Source organism: Stenotrophomonas sp. GL_101 (assembly GCF_057835675.1).
On sequence record NZ_CM174432.1, the window covers coordinates 1,253,855 to 1,273,144 of the forward strand.

Sequence of the window (19,290 nt, forward strand, 5' to 3'; positions counted from 1 at the left end):
CGGCGTGGTGCGGTATCGCTTGGGTTACGTCAACGCATCCGCTGCAGGGCGGCGTTGACCCACGCGGCCGCCCCATCCAGATGCTGGAATTCTTCAACCGCGCGTACCTCGCAGCAGGGATAGGCACCGGCCCCCATGCGTGCCAGCGCGTTGCCCGGGCCCAGCTGCAGGAACACCCGCGCACCGCGCTCGAATGCCTGTCGCATCACCTGTGCCCATTCGATGGTCTGCGCCAGTTGTGCCGACAACGTGTGCACGGTGGCCGCGCGATCGCGTACCGGGCGCGCATCGATGCCGGCCAGCACCGTCAACGATGGGCGTTGCCATGCGATGGCGTCCACGGCGGCGGCGAAGGCCGGCACGGCAGCGGCCAGCAACGGCGTATGCGCCGGAACATGCACCGGCAGCAGGCGCGTCTCCGCGCGCTGGGCGCGGGCGTCGCGGGCCAGCGCCTGTAGGGCCGTCAGCGCACCGCCGACGATGAAGTGATCGTGGCCATTGGCGATGGCCACATGCACGCCGTGCGCCGCACACAGCGGCTGCAGCTGCGTGCGATCCAGCCCGAGCACGGCCTGCATGCCGGCATTGGCAGGACTGGCGGCATCCATGAACGCGGCGCGCTGCGCCGACAGTGTCAGGCAGGTGCCCGCATCGAGACTGCCGGCGATGGCATGCGCGGCCAGCTCGCCGATGCTGTAGCCGGCAACCACTGCGGGCAGGGGCAGCGCCGCGCGCAGGGCCTGCCAGTGCGCCAGGCTGGCCGCGCACAGCAGCGGTTGCGCCTGCGCGTTGTCGAAGCGATCGTCGGCGGCGGCTGCGGCCAGCACGTCGCGGCCGAGTACCGCGCTGGCCGTCTGCAGCAGCGTGCGTGCGTCGGCGCTGTCGCGCACGCGGTCGAACATCGCCGGGTGCTGCGCGCCTTGGCCGGGGCAGAGCAGGGCCAGGCTCATGCCGCCTCCTGTTGCAGCAAGAACCAGCTGCACGCGAGCAGGTCGGCACTGCCACCAGGACTGAGCCGGCGCGCGACGAAGGCCGCGCCAAGCGCCTGCAGCCGCGTGCGCCAGTGCGGTGCGAAGACGCCGCCCTCGGCGATGAACGCGGTCGCCTGCGCACGGGCCCAGGCCAGGCCGGGGGCGCCGCCGCGATGCAGCAGGTTGAGGTCGTCCACCTGCGCGACCAGCTGCATCAGCGTATGGCACAGCGCGGCCTCGCGCGGCAGGCCGGCGCGCATCGCCTGGCGCAGCGCGGGCAGTGCCACCTCACGCAGCAGCGGGTAGCCGGCCATCGCCTGCTCACGCACACCGGCCACCCCGTAGCGCGCCCGGGCGCGCTGGCCCGGGCTGTTGGAATCCAACGGCGCCTGCTGCAGGGCCGGGGCCCAGCGCTGTACCGCCAGGCAGACCTGTTCGGCGCGGCCCGGGTGGCCCAGGTTGCGTTGGCAGGCGGCAGCGGCGGCCACCAGCAGCCCCAGGCTGAAAATCGCCCCGCGATGGGTGTTGACGCCAGCGGTGGCGCGCAGCATCGCCGCCTCGGCCGCCATGCCATGCGTGCGCAGCACCACGAAGGAGGCATCGTCGGCGCCGGCCCGGGCCATGTCGAGGAAGTAGTGGCGCAGTGCAAACAGGCTGCGCAGAAACAGTGCCGCATCCATGTCGTGGTGGCTGCCGCTGTCAACCGGGGTCACCAGCCCAGGCTTCGGCGCACAGGCCAGCTCGGCATGCAGGCTGGCAATGGCCAGCCGACCCAGGCGCATGCCATCGATGCGCACGGCATGCGGTGGGCAGGGCTGCAACACGGCGTTCATGCGACCGCGCCTGGCAGGGCGAACAAATTTTCGCGCGCTTCCAGCAGCGCACCGTCGATACGCTTGACCAGCACCTGTCGCGCGCGGCCGGCGTACTCGCGCCAGTTCACCGCGCTGCCACTGGCCAGGCACAGCTCGCCATCCACGCGGCGGTCGAATTGCGCTTCCCATGCCAGCAGCCGGGCGGCCAGCGCGTCGGCCTGCGCTGCGCTGTGGACCGACCAGAGCAGGTCGATGTCCGAGCGCGCGTGCACATAGTCCATGCCGGTCAAGGCCTGCCACGCGAACGCACCGTACACGCGGGCCGGTGCGAGCGCCGACAATGCCTGCAGCGGCGTCCGCCAGTCCGCCGGAATCCGCGCGGCCGGGGTGTCCAGCAGCGGCGCCAGCGGCAAGGGCGGCTGGCGCCGGGCCAGGTGCTGCACGGGCACCCGCAGGCCCAGCCGCTGCTTGCCTTCGCAGGGCGGCAACGGCACGCCCAGGCGCACGCGCACATCCGGATCGTCGGCGGCACGACGTGCGACCACGGCAGGCCAGCCCTGGGCAAACCATGTGGCAAGACGCGGGTCCTGTGCGGCCACGTCGGCGCGCCAGTCGGCTTGTGCCGACAACCAGACCAGCGTGTGGCGGGCCAGCTGCTCAGCCATTGCCGGCCGCCACCGCCGCAGCTACCGAAGCGGCCAGGGTACGGCCGCCACGCGCTGCGCCGAGCAGCGCGCGGCGATCGCCGTCGGCCGGGGTGCGCAGTGCCAGCAGCAACGCCTGCGCGAGGTCGCCGTCCCACAGCGATTGCACCGCCCCCATGGCCACGTAGTTCTCCACGCCGGGGGCGAACACCGGCGAGGTTTCGCTGAGCGCCTGCAGTTTCTCCAGCGGCTGCTTGATCACCCGGGCCATCGCCCGCAGGTCCATCACCCGTACCTGCGCCTCGGGCAGGGCATGGATATGGTCGGCCATCAGCCCGAAGGACAGGAAGCCGCCGCTGACCGATTCGCCGTACACCAGCGTGACCAGGCGCGCACCACGGCGGCGGGCCAGGTCCAGGCTCTGCGCCAGATGCGCGAAGTAGCCGTTGATGCCCAGCAGTTCATCGCGGCGGGACAGGCGCTGGCCAGCGGTATCGACCAGCATCACGATCGCCCGATGCGGGTGCGCAGCGGTGCTGGCCAGCACGGTCTCGGCCAGTGCCAGCGCGTGGTCCACCCCGACTTCGAGCTTGTCGGTGGTGCCGATCACGGTTACCTCGCCGTCGTCGGTGCTGGCGCTGCCGGTCAGTACACCCTCGCGTACCGCGATGGCATGGCCACGGGGGAACAGCGCTTCCAGCAGGGTGTTCAGCGGAACGGTCATGGCAGGCTCCGTTGCGCGGTGGCGGCAAGGAAGGCATCGGTTTCCAGCAGCGGCAGGCGCTGTGGATCGGCGATGCCCAGGCGGGCCCAGATTTCCAGGCCATCGCGACAATCGCCCCACGCGGTGGCGCGTGCTTTCAAGGCTGCATGCCGGGCCTGCAGCGCGGCCAGCGCGGTGTCGGGATCGGTGCTGGCGGTGTCCGGCTGCAGCGCGTCGAAGGCGGCCTGCGCAAACGCACTGATCGCATCGGGGACCAGTACCTGCGCCTGGTCGATCAGGTAGCGGTGTTTGCCACCGGTCACCCGCCAGACCAGCGCACGGTCGCGCGCATCGAACTCTTCCACGCCGCGCACGGTTTCGATCACTTCCGGGCCGGACAGCGACAGCCGGCCTTCTTCGGACATGATCACCGTGCTGCAGCAGCGCGCCACGATGCCCATGCCGCCGAACGCGCCGTTGCCGCTGCCGATCAGCGCCAGCACCGGCACGCCGGCTGCACGCGTGGCCAGCGTGGCACGCATGATTTCGGAGATGGCGATCAGCCCGGCGTTGGCTTCGTGCAGGCGCACGCCGCCGGTGTCGAGCAGCAGCAACACGCCTGCCGGTGCGGTCTGCGCGGCACGCCGCAGCAGCCCGGTGAGCTTGGCACCGTGCACTTCGCCAACACCGCCGCCCATGAAGGCCCCCTGTTGCGCGGCCACCAGCACCTGCGTGCCCCGTAGCAGGCCTTGGCCAACCACGATGCCGTCGTCGAAGGCGGACGGTTGATCCAGCTGCGCCAGGTGCGGGCTCATCGCGCGCTGGGCCGGGCCCATCCATTCGTTGAAGCTGCCTGCATCGAGCAGCGCGGCGATGCGTTCGCGCGCATCGGCTTCGTAGTAACTGTGGCGCGGGGCGATGCTCATGCGTTGTCTCCGGCATGCAAGGTTTCCACTGCCTGGTCCAAGCGCAGGCTGACCACGGCAGGCGTTGCCCCGGCGTCGTTGATCGACACGCGGACATCGCGCAGCGGATGGCGCAGGGCAAAATCGCCGATCACCGCCTGCCAGATGCCGCCAAAGCCACTGGCGGCGGTGACGATGCGCACCGTCATCGCGCCATCCAGCGCGGCCGGCTCCAGCAGGATTTCCAGGTTGCCCGACGCCAACACGCCGACCAGCACCGCAGCGCCGCCGAAGCGCACGGGGGTGGTGCCGTCGAATCGATACTCGAGGGTTTCCATTGTCGTTCCCTTACCAGTTGCGGAAGCGCTTGGGCGGGTCGTACAGACCGCCGGACCAGCGCACCAGGTCTTTCACCGAACGGGCGGCGAGCAGGTCACGGCTGGCGTCGCGCACGTTGATGCCGAGGTCGTCCGGGCGCTGGATCACGCCGCGGTCGCGCAGGTTTTCCACCATCGCCCGGTCGCGTCCCAGCCCGACGGCGGTGTAGCCGGCCACGCCGCGGATCGCCTGTTCGCGTTCTTCGGCGGTGCGGCACAACAGCAGGTTGGCGATGCCTTCTTCGGTCAGCACATGGCTGACATCGTCGCCGTAGATCATCACCGGCGGCAGCGGCATGTTGGCGCGCTCGGCCAGGTCCCAGGCGTCGAGGCGGTCGACGAAGGCCGGCGCCATGTGCTCGCGGAACGTCTCCACCATCTGCACCACCAGCTTGCGCCCGCGCGGCATGTCGCCGGGCCGCGCGGCCTGCTGCCCGGCCTTGATCCAGGCCGCGCTGGCATGCCGGCGTCCGCGTGCATCCGAGCCCATGTTGGGCGCGCCACCGAAGCCGGTGATGCGGTCGCGGGTGGCGGTGGAACTGTTGCCCTGCAGGTCGATCTGCAGCGTGGAGCCGATGAACATGTCGCAGGCGTACAGGCCGGCGGTCTGCGAGAACGCGCGATTGGAGCGCATCGAGCCGTCGGCACCGGTGAAGAACACATCCCCGCGCGCGGCGATGTACTTCTCCATGCCCAGTTCCGAGCCGAAGGAGTGCACCGATTTGACGAAGCCCGACTCGATCGCCGGGATCAGCGCCGGGTGCGGGTTGAGTGCCCAGTGCTGGCAGATCCTGCCCTTCAGCCCGAGCGATTCGGCGTAGGTGGGCAGCAGCAGTTCGATGGCGGCGGTGTCAAAGCCGATGCCATGGTTGAGCCGGTTGACGCCGTACTCGGCGTAGATGCCCTTGATGGCCATCATCGCCATCAGTACCTGAATTTCGGAGATCTGCGCCGGGTCGCGGGTGAACAGCGGCTCGATGTGGTTGGGTTGTGGTGCCTTCACCACGAAGTTGACCCAGTCGGCGGGGATGTCCACGCGCGGCAGGGTGTCGACGATCTCGTTGACCTGGGCGATGACGATGCCACCGCCGAATGCGGTGGCCTCCACGATCACCGGGGTGTCTTCGGTGTTGGGGCCGGTGTAGAGATTGCCGTGGCGGTCGGCGGCGTGCGCGGCCACCAGCGCCACGCGCGGGGTGAGGTCGATGAAGTAGCGGCCGAACAGTTCCAGGTAGGTGTGGATCGCCCCGATCTGGATGCGCCCCTCGGCGACCAGGTTGGCCAGCCGCACCGACTGCGGGCCGGAGAAGGAGAAATCCAGCCGCGAAGCAATCCCGCGCTCGAACACGTCCAGGTGCGAGGGCAGCGACAACACCGACTGCACCATGTGCAGGTCGTGGATGCGGGCAGGGTCCAGCTCGGCCAGGCACTGGGCCAGGAAATCGGCCTGCTTCTGGTTGTTGCCCTCCAGGCAGACCTTGTCGCCCGGTTCCAGCAGCGCGTGCAGCAGCGCGGTGACATCGGCGGCGGCAACCTCACGCCCATGCGCCCAGGGCCCCGCCCGTTCCAGCCGCGCCTGGCGATCGCGCTCCACGGTGTCCCAACTGGGGTTCATTGACTGGCCTCCGACGCTCGTTTCGATAATTACGCCATAATTATGACGTGGGCCGCAACTCGCAGTGCAGCAAAAAGAAGGGCCCGCGCAAGGCGGGCCCATTCAGGTTGAAGCGCGGCGGGCGACCCGTCGAGGCGGCTCGAACCGGTCAGAACTTCCAGCGCAGGCTGGCCGACACGAAGCGCGGTTCGCCGTAGTTGTTGTAGTCCAGGTTGGCCCAGTAGGTCTTGTCCAGCGCGTTGCGCACGCTCAGCGTGGCCATCCAGTTGTCGCTGATGCGGTAGTTGGCGTTGAAATTCACCAGCAGGTAGGCGGGCTGATTCACGGTGACGCTGCCGCCGGGGGGATAGGGAATGTTGAAGCCCTGCACCTTGCTCTGCCACGAGAAGCCGCCGCCGATGCTCAAACGCTCCAACGCACCGGGCAACTGCACGCTGGTGTTGAGCTGCAGGAAATCTTCGGGCAGGTTGGCATAGATCAGGTCGGTGGCCGCGCGCGTGACCTTGACGTGGGTGTAGCCGGCGTTGACGGTCCAGCCCGGGCGGATCTCGCCATTGATGTCCAGCTCCCAGCCGCGTGACTTGGTGCCGTTGACGCCGATATAGGCCGAGCTGCCATCGCTGAGCGAACCGTCCGGCAGGCTCATGTCGCGCACCGCGTAGTTGTCCTGCTTGGCTTCGAAGATCGCCGCGTTGGCGGTCAGGCGGCCCTCGAACCACTGCGACTTGATGCCCGCTTCCAGGTTGGAGCCTTCGACCGGGGCGAGCAGGTTCTCGTTGCGATCCTTGTAGTTCTGCGGATTGAAGATCTCGGTGTAGCTGGCGTACACCGAGAAGTCCGGCACGATGTCATACACCACGCCCACATACGGGGTGAGCGCGTCGGTGACTTTGTACTGACCGCTGGTGGCGGTGTATGCGCCCTGCGTGTTGTAGGCGCGGGTCATGGTTTCCCAGCGGCTCAGGCGCGCGCCGGCAATCAACGACAGCGGCTCGGCCAGGCGCAGGCGGGTGGAGGCGTACACGCCGCTCTGGCGGGTGCGGGCGATGCGGCGCGCACCGGTACGGGGGGCGGTCAGCTCCGGAATGTCGCCATCCCAGGCATGGATGTCGGGAATGTCATAGCGCCAGCTGTTGACCGGGGTCAGCGTCCAGGTGGTGGCTTCCACGTCCGACCAGCTGCCGCCCACGACCACATCGTGTTGCTGGCCGAACAGCGGGAAGGTGCCCGACAGAAACACGTCCACGCCGTTGCGGGTGTCTTCGGCATCGCCGGCACCGGCCAGCAGGTACACGCCCGCGCCGGTCACCGGATCGGGGTTGCCGCTGCCGTAAACGCGTATGTTCTGCACGTTGCCGCGGGTGTGCGCGGCATTGACCTTCAGCAGCCAGTCCTCGCCGAAGCGCTGCTCCAGGTTGGCGAATGCGGTGCTGGTCTCACGTTGCCAGTAGCTCCACCTGGGGGCCATGTTGGTGGAGCGCGGCAGGTGCGCGAAGGTGCCATCGCTGTTGAAGAAGGGCACCGTGCCCCAGGTCGAGCCGACCGGGTTGTTGTCCTGGCGCTGGTAGCCCACGGTGACCGTGGTGGAATCGGTGAGGTCGCCTTCCAGCACCGCCATGCCCGACATTTTGTCTTCGGTATAGCGGTCGTAGTAGTAATCGCGGTCCTGGTAGGCGGCGACCACGCGGCTGCGGAAGCGGCCATCGCGGGTCAGCGGGGCATTGACGTCCATCTCCATGCGGCGGAAATCCCAGCTGCCGGCACTGACCGCGAACGAGGCGTCGAAATCACGCCCTGCGCGCTTGCGCAGCAGGTTGACCGTGGCCGAGGGAATGCCGGCGCCGCTGAGCAGGCCATTGGCACCGCGGATGACTTCGACGCGGTCATAGAAGGCGGTGTCGTACTCCTGGTTGGTCGAGCCGCTGTAGGTGGGCAGGCCATCCACCTGGAAATCGGTGATGGTGAAACCGCGCGCGTAGTACAGCGGGCGCTGGGTGTCGTAGAAGGAGACGTTGACGCCGGTGATGTTGCGCATCACGTCGTTGATGCTGAACAGCGATTCGTTCTGCAGCCGCTGCAGGCCCAGCACGCTGGTGGACTGCGGGGTTTCCTGCAGGGTGATCGGCAGGCGGGTGCTGCTGGACGGCGCGGCGCGCGCGCCGACCACGCTGACCTTGTCCAGGGTCTTGGCGTCCGTGTTGGCCACCTCGGCGGCGGCAGTGCCGGCCAGCGCCAGTGCAGACAGCAGGGCCAGGCTCAGCGGGGCGCGGCGGAGGGAGCGGGGCGGAGCATCGCGGAAGGACATGCGCAGGTCTCGAATCGGTGTGGAGGGGGGCGGCAAGTGAGCAGGCACAACAGGCCGGACGCGGACGCCTGGCGGTCAGTTCCTTTTGGGAGGCGAGCCACATCAACGGTGGCTGCCATCGCGGCTGGCCGGTACACCCGCAGGCCCGGCGGCAACTCCTTGCGCACGTCCGGGCCCGCGCCGGCAGCGCAGGGTCGTAAATGTAAATCGTTCTCACTCGCTTTACAATTACTGAATGCGCCGGAAGCGACAGGCTCCCCTTCGGGGTCGCGGTGTGCGCCTTGTCGCGTTTCCTTTCACGCCACTGCGGCCCAGCCTGGGAGCCGATGACAAAAGCTGCTTGTGCCTTTCCCCGATTACCGCGAAGAACAAAAAAAATCCGGCCCCCGCGAAGGGGCCGGATTTTTCGGGCACTACGGCTGACGCCGTCGGCCGTCGGCCGTCGGCCATCGGACTTACAGCGCCTGCAGTTCCTCTTCGGCGTTGCGCGTCTTCCGCGCCGGCACGGGGGCCGGCGGCGGGGTCAGCATCACCGCCGGGGAAGTCTCCACCGGCACGTCCAGGTACGGCAGCTTCAGCGTATCGCTGGTCTGGCGACGGACTTCGTTGGTCAGCGCCGGGCTGTCGTTGAGCTTGCGTCCGTAGGACGGCACGATCTGCTTGAGCTGCGCCTCCCAGCCGGCGGCCATCTGCTGCGGGAATGCCTTCTTCAGCAGGTCCAACATGATTGGCGGCGAGGTCGATGCCCCCGGCGAAGCGCCCAGCAGCGCGGCGAGGGTGTGGTCCTGATCGGTCACGATCTCCGTGCCGAACTGCAGGATCGGGCCCTTTTCCGGGTCGCGCTTGATGATCTGCACGCGCTGCCCGGCAGTGACCAGCGTCCAGTCCTCGCGCTTGGCCTTGGGGAAGTACTTGACCAGCTCGGCCTGGCGGTCGGCGTCGTCCAGGCGTGCCTGGCCCATCAGGTACTTCACCAGGTCCAGGTTTTCCACGCCCACGTCCAGCATGCCCACCACGTTGTTGTGGTTGACCGAGGAGTACAGGTCGAACCACGAGCCGTGCTTGAGGAACTTGGTGCTGTACAGCGCGAACGGTCCGAACAACACCACCGGCTTGCCATCCAGCTTGCGCGCATCCAGGTGCGGCACCGACATCGGCGGCGAGCCGGTTTCGGCCATGCCGTAAGCCTTCACCGAATGGCGTCCGGCGATCTGCGGCGACTGGAACGCCAGGAACTGGCCTCCGACCGGGAAGCCGGCATAGTTCTTCGATTCCGGAATGCCTGACAGCTGCAGCAGCTTGAGCGCGGCGCCACCGGCACCGATGAACACAAAGCGCGACTTGATCGTGGACTCGTTGCCGGACTGGAGGTCCTTGACGGTCACGTTCCAGGTCTTGTCTTCGTTCTGGCGCAGCGCGCCCACTTCATGCTTCAGGTGCAGCTGGAAGTTGGGGCTGCGCTGCAGGCCGTGGGTCAGCTGCCGGGTGATGACGCCGAAATTGACGTCGGTACCCAGCGGCATCCAGGTGGCGGCCACCTTCTGCTTCGGGTCGCGACCCTCCATCAGCAGCGGTGCCCACTGTGCGATCTGCGCGGCATCCTCGGAGTACTCCATGCCATAGAACAGCGGGTTCTTCACCAACGCCTGCTGGCGCTTGTGCAGGTAGGCGATGTTGTCATCGCCCCAGACAAAGCTCATGTGCGGGGTGGGATTGATGAAATCCGACGGCTGGCTGAGCCGGCCTTCCTTCACCTGGTGCGACCAGAACTGCCGCGAAATCTCAAACTGCTCGGCGATGCCGACCGCGCGCTTGGTCTCGATGCTGCCATCGGGCAGTTCCGGGGTGTAGTTCAGCTCGGCGAACGCGGAGTGGCCGGTGCCGGCGTTGTTCCAGCCGTCCGAGCTTTCCAGTGCAACGCCATCCAGGCGTTCGTACAGCTGGATGTTCCAGTCCGGCTGCAGTTCCTGCAGGAAGGTGGCGAGGGTAATGCTCATGATGCCGCCGCCGACCAGCACGACGTCGACGGGCTTGTCGTTGCCGGCCGCCGGGACCGAGCGCTGGTGCAGCGGCCAGTACAGGAACACCGCCGCTGCCAGCAGCAACAGCACGAGCAGGCCGAGGACGACCTTGGCGAATTTTTTCATGGGGATCTCGGAGGGGGGAGATGTGAACAGGATGCCGACGCGACGGGGAGCGCCTGTGAAGACAGGGCGCGTAGCGGCTCCTTGCGACGAATTCTAGCCCTTTCCGGTACGGATTTGGTGCAACGCAGCATCCGACGGGGTGTCGGTATCGGCCTGCACCCGATAAACTGAATGCGCAAAGCCGCTCTCGAACGCAAAGGTAAGTAATGGCAAGGATGCTGGTCGTGGTCGGTGACCACCTTCATCTGGGGGGCACGGTCGTCGCCGGCTCGCCCTTCACCGATATCGACGGACGCGCCGTCGCCCGTATCAACGACCCCGTGGTGTGCAAGGTGCACGGCCCCGGGGTGATCGCCAGCGGCGACAGCACGCTCATCATCGACGGCAACCCGGTCGCCCGCCACGGTGACAAGGCCAGCTGCGGCTGCACGCTGCTGGCTGGCCAGCAGGCCACGGTCAGCGTGGAAGCCGGCGGTGGCGGCGGATCAAAAAGCGGCGGCGGAGCAGGCAACGCCGCTGCGGTGATCGCCGCGGCCGTGTCCCTCGCCGGGGCGCTGCTGAAAAAGCCGGAAAGTCCCGTCTCGCCGCCCGCCGACGCCCCCGCGCCGCCGCAGTGCTGGGTACGCGACCACCAGGCGCAGATCGCGGTGGATGCCGATGGCCGCTACTTTGAAACCCTCGACCCGCACGGCAGCAAGTACGAAGGTCCGTTCCCGGTGTCGTATCACATCGCCGTGCCGGCTCAGTCCGGTGGCGACGTGGTGGTGTCGATCAAGGCCCGGGTCACCGCGCTGGCCGGGGTGACCCCCGGCGATGTCACCGGCGCCAAGCTGCGCATGATGGAAGGCGTGGCCGGCCACTGGAACGGCAAGTTCACCCTGGCGGTGAACGACCCGCAGTGCGGCACGCGTTCCTTCCCGATCCGCTACGAGATCCACTGGGTCGATGCCGGGCAGGATTACACGCTGCTGCTGCACAAGGACTACGATCGCGAGATGGTCGATCCGCCCACGGTCTACGTGGCCACCACCACCGATGGATGGACCTACGCGCACGAGTTCGCCCACTGCCTGGGCTTGCCCGATGAGTACTCCGAGAACGAGGACGACGCGCCGGACACCGTCCGCTATGTCCGCCCGGATGGCAGTTTCGATCCGGCCACGGTGGAGGCGCTGGCGTTCCGCGACAGCACCGATCCGCTGGCCACCATCATGTCCACCTACCATGGCACCGGCACCCATCCCAGGCATGCCTGGAACATCGCTCGCGAGGTGCAGGAACTGCTCAGTCGCGACCTTGGCCGGGAGATAACATGTACCGTTTCCTGAGTGTGTTGATTAGCCTGTTTGCCGCGTCACCCACGTTTGCCCAGAATCCGGAACCTGCCCCCATGATCGAACTCCACGCCCGCTGCATCGACGATGCCCAATGCCGTTTCCTTGGGGAAGACGTCCGCGTCGAGCTGGAACTGCGCAATGGCGGCCGCACCGCGGTGGCGCTGCCGGTGGCCTTCCTGCGCAAGCGCGGGCCGGCCGTGCGCCTGGTGGATCGCCATTCGGGCAAGGAAAAGCAGCTGCGCCGCAATCCGGTCGACGGCCTGATGCTCAAGGACCTGCAGACCCTGGCGCCGGGCCAGTCGGTGCGTTTCACCTGGCCGATCACACCGAAGGAAATCACCGATTTCGCGCTGCGCCCGGTGGATCTGGATGCGGTGTTCGGCTTGAACATCACCCCTGAACGCAAGGGAGCCGAGGCCACCATCGTGCGCGCCAAGCTGCATATCGTGGACGGCCGGGTGGGCGACGGCGCCCGCTGATCGGCGCTACGCGCGCTTCTTGCGCACCAGCGTCGCCGACGCCGCCAGCACCGCGCGGGTCAGCAGCGCCATCGTCTGGACATCGCCTTTCCAGTGCTGCCAGTACAGCGGCACGTCTTCCCAGGCGCGTTGCTTCATGTGTACCAGCCGGCCGGCGTCCAGGTGCCGTTTGACCAGCGGCAGCGGGTTCATGGTCCAGCCCAGCCCGCCCAGGTTGGCCTGCACGAAGGCGCGGGTCGAGGGAATCCACCAGGTCGGCGCGGTCAGCGGCAGGTCGTTGCCGGCCAGGCGGCGGGCGAAACGCGCCTGCATGTCATCCTTGCGGTTGAATACCAGCACCGGCGCCTGCGCCAGCGACTGCGCGTTGACCCCCTTGGCGAAGTGCTGCTCATGGAAGGCCGGGGTGCAGGTGGCGGCGTAGCGGATGCTGCCCAGCGCGTGGATCTGGCAGCCCTGCACCGGTTCGTCCAGGGTGGTCACCGCACCCAGCACCGCGCCCTGGCGCAACAGCGCCACGGTGTGGTCCTGGTCTTCCGAACGCAGGTCCAGGGTGGTACCGGTCTGCCGGGCGAACTGCAACGCCGCCTCGGGGAACCAGGTTTCCAGGCTGTCGTGGTTGACCGCCACCGGGATGCTGGCGTGCGGCAGGTCCTCGTCGGCAATGCCCATCCGGTGCAGGGCATCGTGCTCGAGCAGCGCGGTCTGCTCGGCCAGCTGCACCAGCACCTGGCCCTCGGGGGTGGCCACGGCCGGCGAGGAGCGCTTGACCAGCAGCCGCCCGATCCGGTCCTCCAGCGCCTTGATCCGCTGTGAGACCGCCGACGCGGTGACGTTGAGCGATTGCGCGGCCCGCTCGAAGCTGCCTTCGCGGACCACCGCGGCCAGGGCGCGGAGCTGGGCATGGTCGATACGCATCGTCTTAAGTCCTGCTAAAGATGGTTAAGTAAGTTTAGCTCTACTTTTTAATGCTGCAGCGCGACAATACACGCCATCCGGTGCTGTACGCCTTGGCGAGGCACCGCTCCCCCAGTATTACAAGGCGGTACCCCATGTTCTCCATCATCTCCGGCGGCCCCGGTCTGGCCGCATGGTTCAGTGGCGCGGCGGCTGGCATCGGCCTGTTCGCGGTGGTCGGTGCGCAGAGCGCCTTCATCCTGCGCCAGGGCATCCTGCGCAAGCACATCGTGCCGGTGGTGGCCACCTGCGCGGCGATCGACGCCATCTTCATCTTCGCCAGCGTGGCCGGCCTGAGCACCCTCACCAAGGCGCTGCCGTGGTTGACCACCGTGGTGCTGTGGAGCGGCGTCACCTTCCTGGTCTGGTACGCCTGGCAGTCGGCGCGACGCGCACTGGCGGGGGGCGGCGGCATGCAGGTGGACGACAACGACACCAGCTCGCGGCGCGCGGTGCTGACCGCTGCGGTCGGCTTCTCGCTGATCAACCCGCATTTCTGGCTGGACATGATGGTGATTGGTTCGATCGCCGAAAACTTCGGCAACGAGCGCATGGCCTTCGCGGCCGGTGTTGTCACCGCCAGCTGCCTGTGGCTGACCGCGCAGGGCCTGGGCGCGCGCATGCTGGCCCCGTTGTTCACCAAACCCAAGACCTGGCGGATCCTGGACGGCACCATTGCGGTGATCCTCTCGATCCTGGCCCTCAGCCTGGCGTTCCGCGGCGTGCATTGATCTCTCTCTCCATCAATGCATTCCTTAAATGGCACCGTTCGCGGTGCCATTTTTCTTTCTGTCGCGTGCCACTGGCAGCCCGCTCCTGCTTCTGTCTAGAATCGCGCAGCCGGACAAGGTGTCTGGAGAACGGGGGGAAGGATGCGCAAGTCAGCATGGATGGCGATGATCGCCATGGGGTTGGTGGCCGGTCAGGCCGCAGCAGTGGATCTGGAGCGCTATCTCAAGCGCGATGATTTCACCGATATCAAGATTTCACCGGACGGCAGGTACTTCGCCGCCACGGTTCCGTTGGAGGACCGCACCGGGCTGGCCATCCTGCGCCGCTCGGACAGCAAGGTCATCGGTTCCTTCGTGCCACCGGCGAAGAACCATGCGTCGGATTTCAACTGGGTCAACAACGAGCGGGTGCTGATCGGGCTGTCGGAGAAGATCGGCACGCTGGACATGCCGCGCCCGACCGGCGAGCTGTATGGCATCAACGCCGATGGCGGCCGCGGTGAGCTGCTGGTGGGCTACCGGGTGCAGGGCAATGGGCCGGGCACGCGCATCCAGCCCAAGAAGGTCGAGGCGGTGGCCGCTTTCATGTTCGACGACCTGCCGCAGGACGACCGCACCGTACTGGTGTCGGTCTGGCCGTTCCAGGACGATCCGTTCACCCGCGTCGACCGCCTCGACGTGATGAGTGGCCGCCGCCAGTCCATCGCCATGTCGCCGGTGCGTCGTGCCGATTTTGTCAGCGACAACAACGGCCAGGTGCGCTTCGCCCATGGCGCCGGCACCGACAACGTCAACAAGCTCTACTATCGCCAGGGCAGCGGCGACAACTGGAAGCTGGTCAACGATGAAGCCCTCAATGGCCGGATCGAACAGGCCATCGGCTTCTCGGCCGACAACACCCTGGCTTACCTCATTTCCGAGCAGCCGCAGGGACCGGATGCGATCGTGTCGTGGGATCCGGCCACCGGCCAGCGCGCCACCGTATTGCGTGACCCGCAGGTCGACCTCAACCGGGTGATCGTGCGCCCGGGCACCGCAATCCCGGTGGGTGCGCTGTACCTGGGCGACAAGCCGCGCACGCGCTTCTTCGACGAAACCTCGGCCGATGCGCGCCTGTACCGCAGCCTGGAAGCGGCATTCGGTGGCGATGCGATCTTCATCACCTCCAGCACCCGCGACGGCAAGCAGCTGCTGATCCAGGCCTGGTCGGGGCAGAATCCCGGCGATTTCTACCTCTTCGACACCGAGTCCAAGAAGGCCGACCACGTCATCAGCCGCAGCAGCTGGGTCGATGCACGCGCAGCGGCCAAGGTGCTGCCGGTGGCGGTAAAAGCACGCGATGGGCTGGACCTGCAGGGTTTCCTCACGGTTCCGGCCGGTCGTGACGCGCGCAAGCTGCCGATGGTGGTGATGCCCCATGGCGGTCCGTTCGGGGTGTTCGACGAAGGCAGCTACGACACCGAAACCCAGTTGCTGGCGGCGGCCGGCTACGCCGTGCTGCAGGTCAATTTCCGCGGTTCGGGCAACTACGGCCGTGCCTTCCACCAGGCCGGCGCGCAGCAGTGGGGCGCGGCCATGCAGGATGACATCACCGATGCCACCCGCTGGGCGATCGCCCAGGGCCACGCCGACCCGTCGCGCATCTGCATCTACGGCGCCAGCTACGGTGCCTATGCCGCACTGATGGGCGCGGCCCGGGAGCCCGGCCTGTACAAGTGCGCCGCCGGTTATGTTGGCGTTTACGACCTGCCGCTGATGTTCACCACCGGTGACATCCAGCGCCGCGGTTCGGGCGAAACCTACCTGAAGGAATGGATCGGCGATCCACAGAAGCTTGCCGCGGTGTCGCCGGTGAACCTGGCATCGCAGATCAAGGTGCCGGTGTTCCTGGCCGCCGGTGGCGAGGACGAACGCGCCCCGATCAAGCACACCCAGCGCATGGAAGCGGCCTTGAAGAAGGCCGGCGTACCGGTCCAGTCGCTGTATTACCCCACCGAGGGCCACGGCTTCTACACCGATCCGCATCGCCGTGAGTACTACACCCAGTTGCTGGCCTTCCTTTCCCGCAGCCTGGGCGGGCAGACCGCCTCGGCCACTGCCGCCAGCACGGGCGACAAAGCGCCATAAGCGGGCAGGGGCCCCCGCCAAGGGGCCCCGATGGTCCGGCAGCATGGCTGCCGGGCTCTACTTCACCCCGTGCATCATCTTCTTCAGCAGCGGCGAACAGGCCAGGGCCACCGCCGCGCAACCCAGGCCGATCCACATCAGCAGCCAGAACAGGTGCTCGTAGCTGGCCGCTGCAGCGGCGATGTTCATCGTCTCGCCCTCGGGCACCTCGATGGCTGCCAGCTTGCCGAACAGCGCGGCCAGGGTTTCCGAGAACGCCGTAGCCAGGAACCAGGTGCCCATCATCAGGCTGACCACGCGCGGCGCGGCCAGCTGGGTCACCGCCGACAGGCCCACCGGCGACAGGCACATCTCGCCGATCTCCAGGATCAGGTAGGCCAGCACCAGCCACCACACGCTGGCCATCTGCCCGGTCGCGCCCACGTGCTGGGCGGCCAGGGCCAACGGCACGAACGACAGCGCGGCGAAGATCAGCCCGAACGAGGACTTCAGCGGTTTGGACGGGTCCAGCCGGCGCTTGTCCAGCCACGCCCACAGCACCGCGAACAGGGGAGCCAGCACCACCAGGAACAGGCCGCCCAGGTAGGTCAGCGAGCCGGCGGTCTGCGGAATCACCAGGCAGTCGCGCACCAGCATCACCAGCATCAGCGCGACGATGGCGATGAACAGGTTGCGCGGCGCCGACGAGGCCGGGTTGCGTTCGGACAGGCGCGCGGCCACCACGAAGCCCAGCGGTGCCAGCAGCAGCGAGGCGATCGACCACGGCAACGGCGTACCGCCCCGGATCACCAGTGACGGCACCAGGTCCTTGGTCAACAGGCGGTCGGTGAAGGTCACCCACGAGCCGTAGGTCTGCTCGTACAGGGTGAAGAACACCAGCGCCATGAAGATCAACGCCATCAGCGCGATCATCTGCTGGCGCTGCACCGGCGTGCAGCGGGTGCCGGTGAACCAGGCAAACCACACCAGCACGCCGCCCAGCACCACGATCATCAGCATCAACGCCAGGCTGATTTCGCCGCCCAGCGCGAACGCGCCATTGGCCGCGGCCCACATCAGCGCGGCGACCGGAATCACGCCCAGCACGGCCACGACATAGATCAACCATTCGCGGCGCATCCCGATTACCCGCTGGCGCAGGGCCGGCGCGTCGGACGGTTCGGCGTGGCCCTGCAGGTACTTCTGGCCCCACAGGAACATCGCCAGGCCGATCACCATGCCGATGCCCGCCGCGCCGAAACCGTACTTCCAGCCGTAGGCTTCGCCGAGGAAACCGCACACCAGCGAGGCGAACAGCGCGCCCAGGTTGATGCCGGCATAGAACAGCGAAAAGCCCGAATCGCGGCGCGGATCGTTTTCCGGATAGAGCTTGCCGACGATGGTGGAGATATTGGGCTTGAGGAAGCCCACGCCCATGATGATCAGCGCCAGCGACAGATAGGTGATGCCCAGCGCGGCGTCATCGCGCACGATCTCACCGTTGATACGGGTCGCCGCATGGCCTTCGAACGCCATGCCCAGATGGCCCAGCACCAGCAGCACGCCGCCGAACACCACCGCCTTGCGCATGCCCAGCCAGCGGTCGGCCAGCAGCCCGCCGAACACCGGGATGCAGTACACCAGGCCACCGTAGGCGCCGAGCAGGTCCAGCCCGGCCTTGTCGCCGAACAGGTGGTACTTGGTGAGGTACAGCAACAGCAGGGCCTTCATCCCGTAGAACGAGAACCGCTCCCACATCTCGGTGAAGAAACAGACGTAGACGCCTTTGGGATGGCCGAGGAAATCGTCGGTGGCGGTCGAAGCAGGGGCGGGCAGGGCGGCTGCGGTCATCGGAGTCTGGGCCGGCGGACAAGGCCGGCAGTATAGGCGCGTCCTATGGCCCCGGCCTTGCCGGACAGGGCGGAACGGATGCCTTCGGGTAGGTCACGACCGTTGGTCGTGACGATCCCGGCAGGTCACGACAGACGGTCGTGACACCCGCTACCAATAACGCAACCACGCCACGTCCCGCCGCCGCGCCTTCAACCGCGCAAACGCGCGGGTGGGCCAATACAACGCCAGCGCCAGCACGGCGGTGATCGCCCACAGCGTGGCCACCTGATTCACCGCGAAGTACCCGCCATGGGGGGCCCCCCACGTTGTCTCGGCCAGTACATACAGCAGCTTCGACACATACAGGTGCAGCAGGTAGAAGAACATCGGCGCCGCGCCGATGGTGGCCAGTGGCGCCAACGCGCGCGCCACGCCGGGATGCTCGTACAGACGCAGCAGCAACAGCCCGATGCCCAGGGTCAGCAGCAGGAACAGCAGCGACGGCGGGTACTTGGTGACGTTGAGGAAGCTCATCAGCGTCTGTCCGCCGCTGCCCATCGCCTGCCAGGCGGTGTCGCCATACACGTTGGCCGCACGCAGCAGCACGAAACCCAGCACCGCCGCGCTACCGGCCAGCAGCAACCGCCGCTGCCGGGCCGCCGCGGCGCCCGCGCGCGCGAACCACGGCCCGATCACCCAGCCCAGGGCGATCACACCTATCCACGGCAGCACCGGGTAGGAAGTGCGCAGGCGCAGGGCGCCGCCGATCTCGATCCAGTCGCGCTGGTGCAGCACTTTCCACAGCACCGCCAGCGGAGCATTGCCATCCACGCGCACGCCATCGAGCAGGTTGTGCCCGGCGATCAACGCCAGCGCCAGTGCCGCCAGCACGCCGCGCGGCAGCCACAGCAGGCCGGCCAGGGCGATCATGCTCAGCCCGATCGCCCAGATCACCTGCAGGTAGACCACGCTCGGTGGGAACTGCAGGGTCCAGGCAAAGTTGACCACCAGCAGTTCCAGCAGCACCAGGAACAGGCCGCGCTTGAGCAGGAACGCCGACGCCGCGCGGCGTCCATCCGGCTGGCCGCTGGCATACAACCACGCCGACAGCCCGGTCAGCAGCACGAACACTGGCGCGCACAGATGCGCCAGCAGGCGGCTGGCGAACAGCGCCGGTTCGGTCTGGTCCACCAGCATCGGATCCGGCACCTGCTGGTGCATGTAGAAGGTCTCGCGCACGTGGTCGAGCAGCATCAGCACCATCACGGTGCCGCGTAGCTGGTCGATGGAGGTCAGGCGGGGAAGCGTCGCAGCCACGGGCGGCCCTGTGCGTAATATGATGAGATATAACATAACAGTTTAGGCTGC

At 67.5% G+C, this 19,290-nt stretch carries 16 protein-coding genes; 4 read left to right on the forward strand and 12 right to left on the reverse strand.

Going from position 1 to position 19,290, the window contains the following annotated elements; all coding sequences use genetic code 11:
- Positions 1-29: 29 nt before the first annotated feature.
- The 9 genes from mdcH to mqo form a co-directional block, all read right to left on the reverse strand.
- The gene (gene mdcH, locus AC3IR9_RS05610; protein ID WP_489294597.1) at positions 30-950 is read right to left on the reverse strand and encodes a malonate decarboxylase subunit epsilon; all 921 of its coding nucleotides are present in this window, start codon (positions 948-950) and stop codon (positions 30-32) included.
- On the reverse strand, positions 947-1,804 hold the full coding sequence (mdcB, locus tag AC3IR9_RS05615) for a triphosphoribosyl-dephospho-CoA synthase MdcB (protein ID WP_489294598.1): 858 nt from the start codon (positions 1,802-1,804) through the stop codon (positions 947-949). Before mdcB ends, mdcH begins: the two co-directional genes overlap by 4 nt.
- Complete coding sequence (mdcG, locus tag AC3IR9_RS05620; RefSeq protein WP_489294600.1) at positions 1,801-2,451, reverse strand: malonate decarboxylase holo-[acyl-carrier-protein] synthase; 651 nt, start codon at positions 2,449-2,451, stop codon at positions 1,801-1,803. The genes mdcB and mdcG overlap by 4 nt, the downstream gene beginning before the upstream one ends.
- Complete coding sequence (mdcE, locus tag AC3IR9_RS05625) at positions 2,444-3,154, reverse strand: biotin-independent malonate decarboxylase subunit gamma (RefSeq protein ID WP_489294601.1); 711 nt, start codon at positions 3,152-3,154, stop codon at positions 2,444-2,446. Before mdcE ends, mdcG begins: the two co-directional genes overlap by 8 nt.
- Positions 3,151-4,059 (reverse strand): biotin-independent malonate decarboxylase subunit beta, encoded by a 909-nt coding sequence (locus AC3IR9_RS05630; RefSeq protein ID WP_489294602.1) that lies wholly within the window; start codon positions 4,057-4,059, stop codon positions 3,151-3,153. Before AC3IR9_RS05630 ends, mdcE begins: the two co-directional genes overlap by 4 nt.
- The gene (mdcC, locus tag AC3IR9_RS05635; RefSeq protein WP_489294604.1) at positions 4,056-4,376 is read right to left on the reverse strand and encodes a malonate decarboxylase acyl carrier protein; all 321 of its coding nucleotides are present in this window, start codon (positions 4,374-4,376) and stop codon (positions 4,056-4,058) included. Before mdcC ends, AC3IR9_RS05630 begins: the two co-directional genes overlap by 4 nt.
- Before the next feature lie 10 nt (positions 4,377-4,386).
- Positions 4,387-6,030 (reverse strand): malonate decarboxylase subunit alpha, encoded by a 1,644-nt coding sequence (mdcA, locus tag AC3IR9_RS05640; protein ID WP_489294605.1) that lies wholly within the window; start codon positions 6,028-6,030, stop codon positions 4,387-4,389.
- Positions 6,031-6,178: 148 nt separating this feature from the next.
- Positions 6,179-8,335, reverse strand: coding sequence for a TonB-dependent siderophore receptor (locus AC3IR9_RS05645; protein ID WP_489294606.1), 2,157 nt, complete (start codon positions 8,333-8,335; stop codon positions 6,179-6,181).
- 455 nt (positions 8,336-8,790) lie between these two features.
- Positions 8,791-10,482: a malate dehydrogenase (quinone) gene (gene mqo, locus AC3IR9_RS05650; protein ID WP_489294608.1), complete on the reverse strand. Its 1,692-nt coding sequence runs from the start codon at positions 10,480-10,482 to the stop codon at positions 8,791-8,793.
- Between the two features lie 206 nt (positions 10,483-10,688).
- Between mqo and AC3IR9_RS05655 the strand changes: the two genes are divergently transcribed.
- Positions 10,689-11,810, forward strand: coding sequence for a PAAR domain-containing protein (locus tag AC3IR9_RS05655; protein WP_489294610.1), 1,122 nt, complete (start codon positions 10,689-10,691; stop codon positions 11,808-11,810).
- A 62-nt stretch (positions 11,811-11,872) separates the two neighbouring features.
- Complete coding sequence (locus AC3IR9_RS05660) at positions 11,873-12,298, forward strand: hypothetical protein (protein ID WP_489294611.1); 426 nt, start codon at positions 11,873-11,875, stop codon at positions 12,296-12,298.
- A 6-nt stretch (positions 12,299-12,304) separates the two neighbouring features.
- Here the strand turns inward: AC3IR9_RS05660 and AC3IR9_RS05665 are convergent, their stop codons facing one another.
- Entirely contained in the window at positions 12,305-13,213 is a 909-nt protein-coding gene (locus AC3IR9_RS05665; protein ID WP_489294612.1) for a LysR family transcriptional regulator ArgP, read from the reverse strand.
- 134 nt (positions 13,214-13,347) lie between these two features.
- Between AC3IR9_RS05665 and AC3IR9_RS05670 the strand changes: the two genes are divergently transcribed.
- On the forward strand, positions 13,348-13,983 hold the full coding sequence (locus AC3IR9_RS05670; protein WP_489294613.1) for a LysE/ArgO family amino acid transporter: 636 nt from the start codon (positions 13,348-13,350) through the stop codon (positions 13,981-13,983).
- A 141-nt stretch (positions 13,984-14,124) separates the two neighbouring features.
- Entirely contained in the window at positions 14,125-16,110 is a 1,986-nt protein-coding gene (locus tag AC3IR9_RS05675; RefSeq protein ID WP_489294614.1) for an alpha/beta hydrolase family protein, read from the forward strand.
- Between the two features lie 57 nt (positions 16,111-16,167).
- Here the strand turns inward: AC3IR9_RS05675 and AC3IR9_RS05680 are convergent, their stop codons facing one another.
- Together AC3IR9_RS05680 and AC3IR9_RS05685 are read right to left on the reverse strand one after the other, a co-directional pair.
- Complete coding sequence (locus AC3IR9_RS05680; protein WP_489294616.1) at positions 16,168-17,940, reverse strand: peptide MFS transporter; 1,773 nt, start codon at positions 17,938-17,940, stop codon at positions 16,168-16,170.
- 150 nt (positions 17,941-18,090) lie between these two features.
- On the reverse strand, positions 18,091-19,275 hold the full coding sequence (locus AC3IR9_RS05685; protein ID WP_489294618.1) for an acetyltransferase domain-containing protein: 1,185 nt from the start codon (positions 19,273-19,275) through the stop codon (positions 18,091-18,093).
- Positions 19,276-19,290 lie beyond the last annotated feature (15 nt).

Bases quoted from the DNA above. Each gene is read 5' to 3' on its own strand.
- AC3IR9_RS05665 (WP_489294612.1), bottom strand. From the start codon at position 13,213: ATGCGTATCGACCATGCCCAGCTCCGCGCCCTGGCCGCGGTGGTCCGC.
- AC3IR9_RS05685 (WP_489294618.1), bottom strand. From the start codon at position 19,275: ATGTTATATCTCATCATATTACGCACAGGGCCGCCCGTGGCTGCGACG.
- AC3IR9_RS05630 (WP_489294602.1), bottom strand. From the start codon at position 4,059: ATGAGCATCGCCCCGCGCCACAGTTACTACGAAGCCGATGCGCGCGAA.
- AC3IR9_RS05680 (WP_489294616.1), bottom strand. From the start codon at position 17,940: ATGACCGCAGCCGCCCTGCCCGCCCCTGCTTCGACCGCCACCGACGAT.
- mdcG (WP_489294600.1), bottom strand. From the start codon at position 2,451: ATGGCTGAGCAGCTGGCCCGCCACACGCTGGTCTGGTTGTCGGCACAA.
- mdcH (WP_489294597.1), bottom strand. From the start codon at position 950: ATGAGCCTGGCCCTGCTCTGCCCCGGCCAAGGCGCGCAGCACCCGGCG.
- AC3IR9_RS05675 (WP_489294614.1), top strand. From the start codon at position 14,125: ATGCGCAAGTCAGCATGGATGGCGATGATCGCCATGGGGTTGGTGGCC.
- AC3IR9_RS05660 (WP_489294611.1), top strand. From the start codon at position 11,873: ATGATCGAACTCCACGCCCGCTGCATCGACGATGCCCAATGCCGTTTC.
- mdcC (WP_489294604.1), bottom strand. From the start codon at position 4,376: ATGGAAACCCTCGAGTATCGATTCGACGGCACCACCCCCGTGCGCTTC.
- AC3IR9_RS05655 (WP_489294610.1), top strand. From the start codon at position 10,689: ATGGCAAGGATGCTGGTCGTGGTCGGTGACCACCTTCATCTGGGGGGC.
- AC3IR9_RS05645 (WP_489294606.1), bottom strand. From the start codon at position 8,335: ATGTCCTTCCGCGATGCTCCGCCCCGCTCCCTCCGCCGCGCCCCGCTG.
- mdcE (WP_489294601.1), bottom strand. From the start codon at position 3,154: ATGACCGTTCCGCTGAACACCCTGCTGGAAGCGCTGTTCCCCCGTGGC.
- mdcB (WP_489294598.1), bottom strand. From the start codon at position 1,804: ATGAACGCCGTGTTGCAGCCCTGCCCACCGCATGCCGTGCGCATCGAT.
- mqo (WP_489294608.1), bottom strand. From the start codon at position 10,482: ATGAAAAAATTCGCCAAGGTCGTCCTCGGCCTGCTCGTGCTGTTGCTG.
- mdcA (WP_489294605.1), bottom strand. From the start codon at position 6,030: ATGAACCCCAGTTGGGACACCGTGGAGCGCGATCGCCAGGCGCGGCTG.
- AC3IR9_RS05670 (WP_489294613.1), top strand. From the start codon at position 13,348: ATGTTCTCCATCATCTCCGGCGGCCCCGGTCTGGCCGCATGGTTCAGT.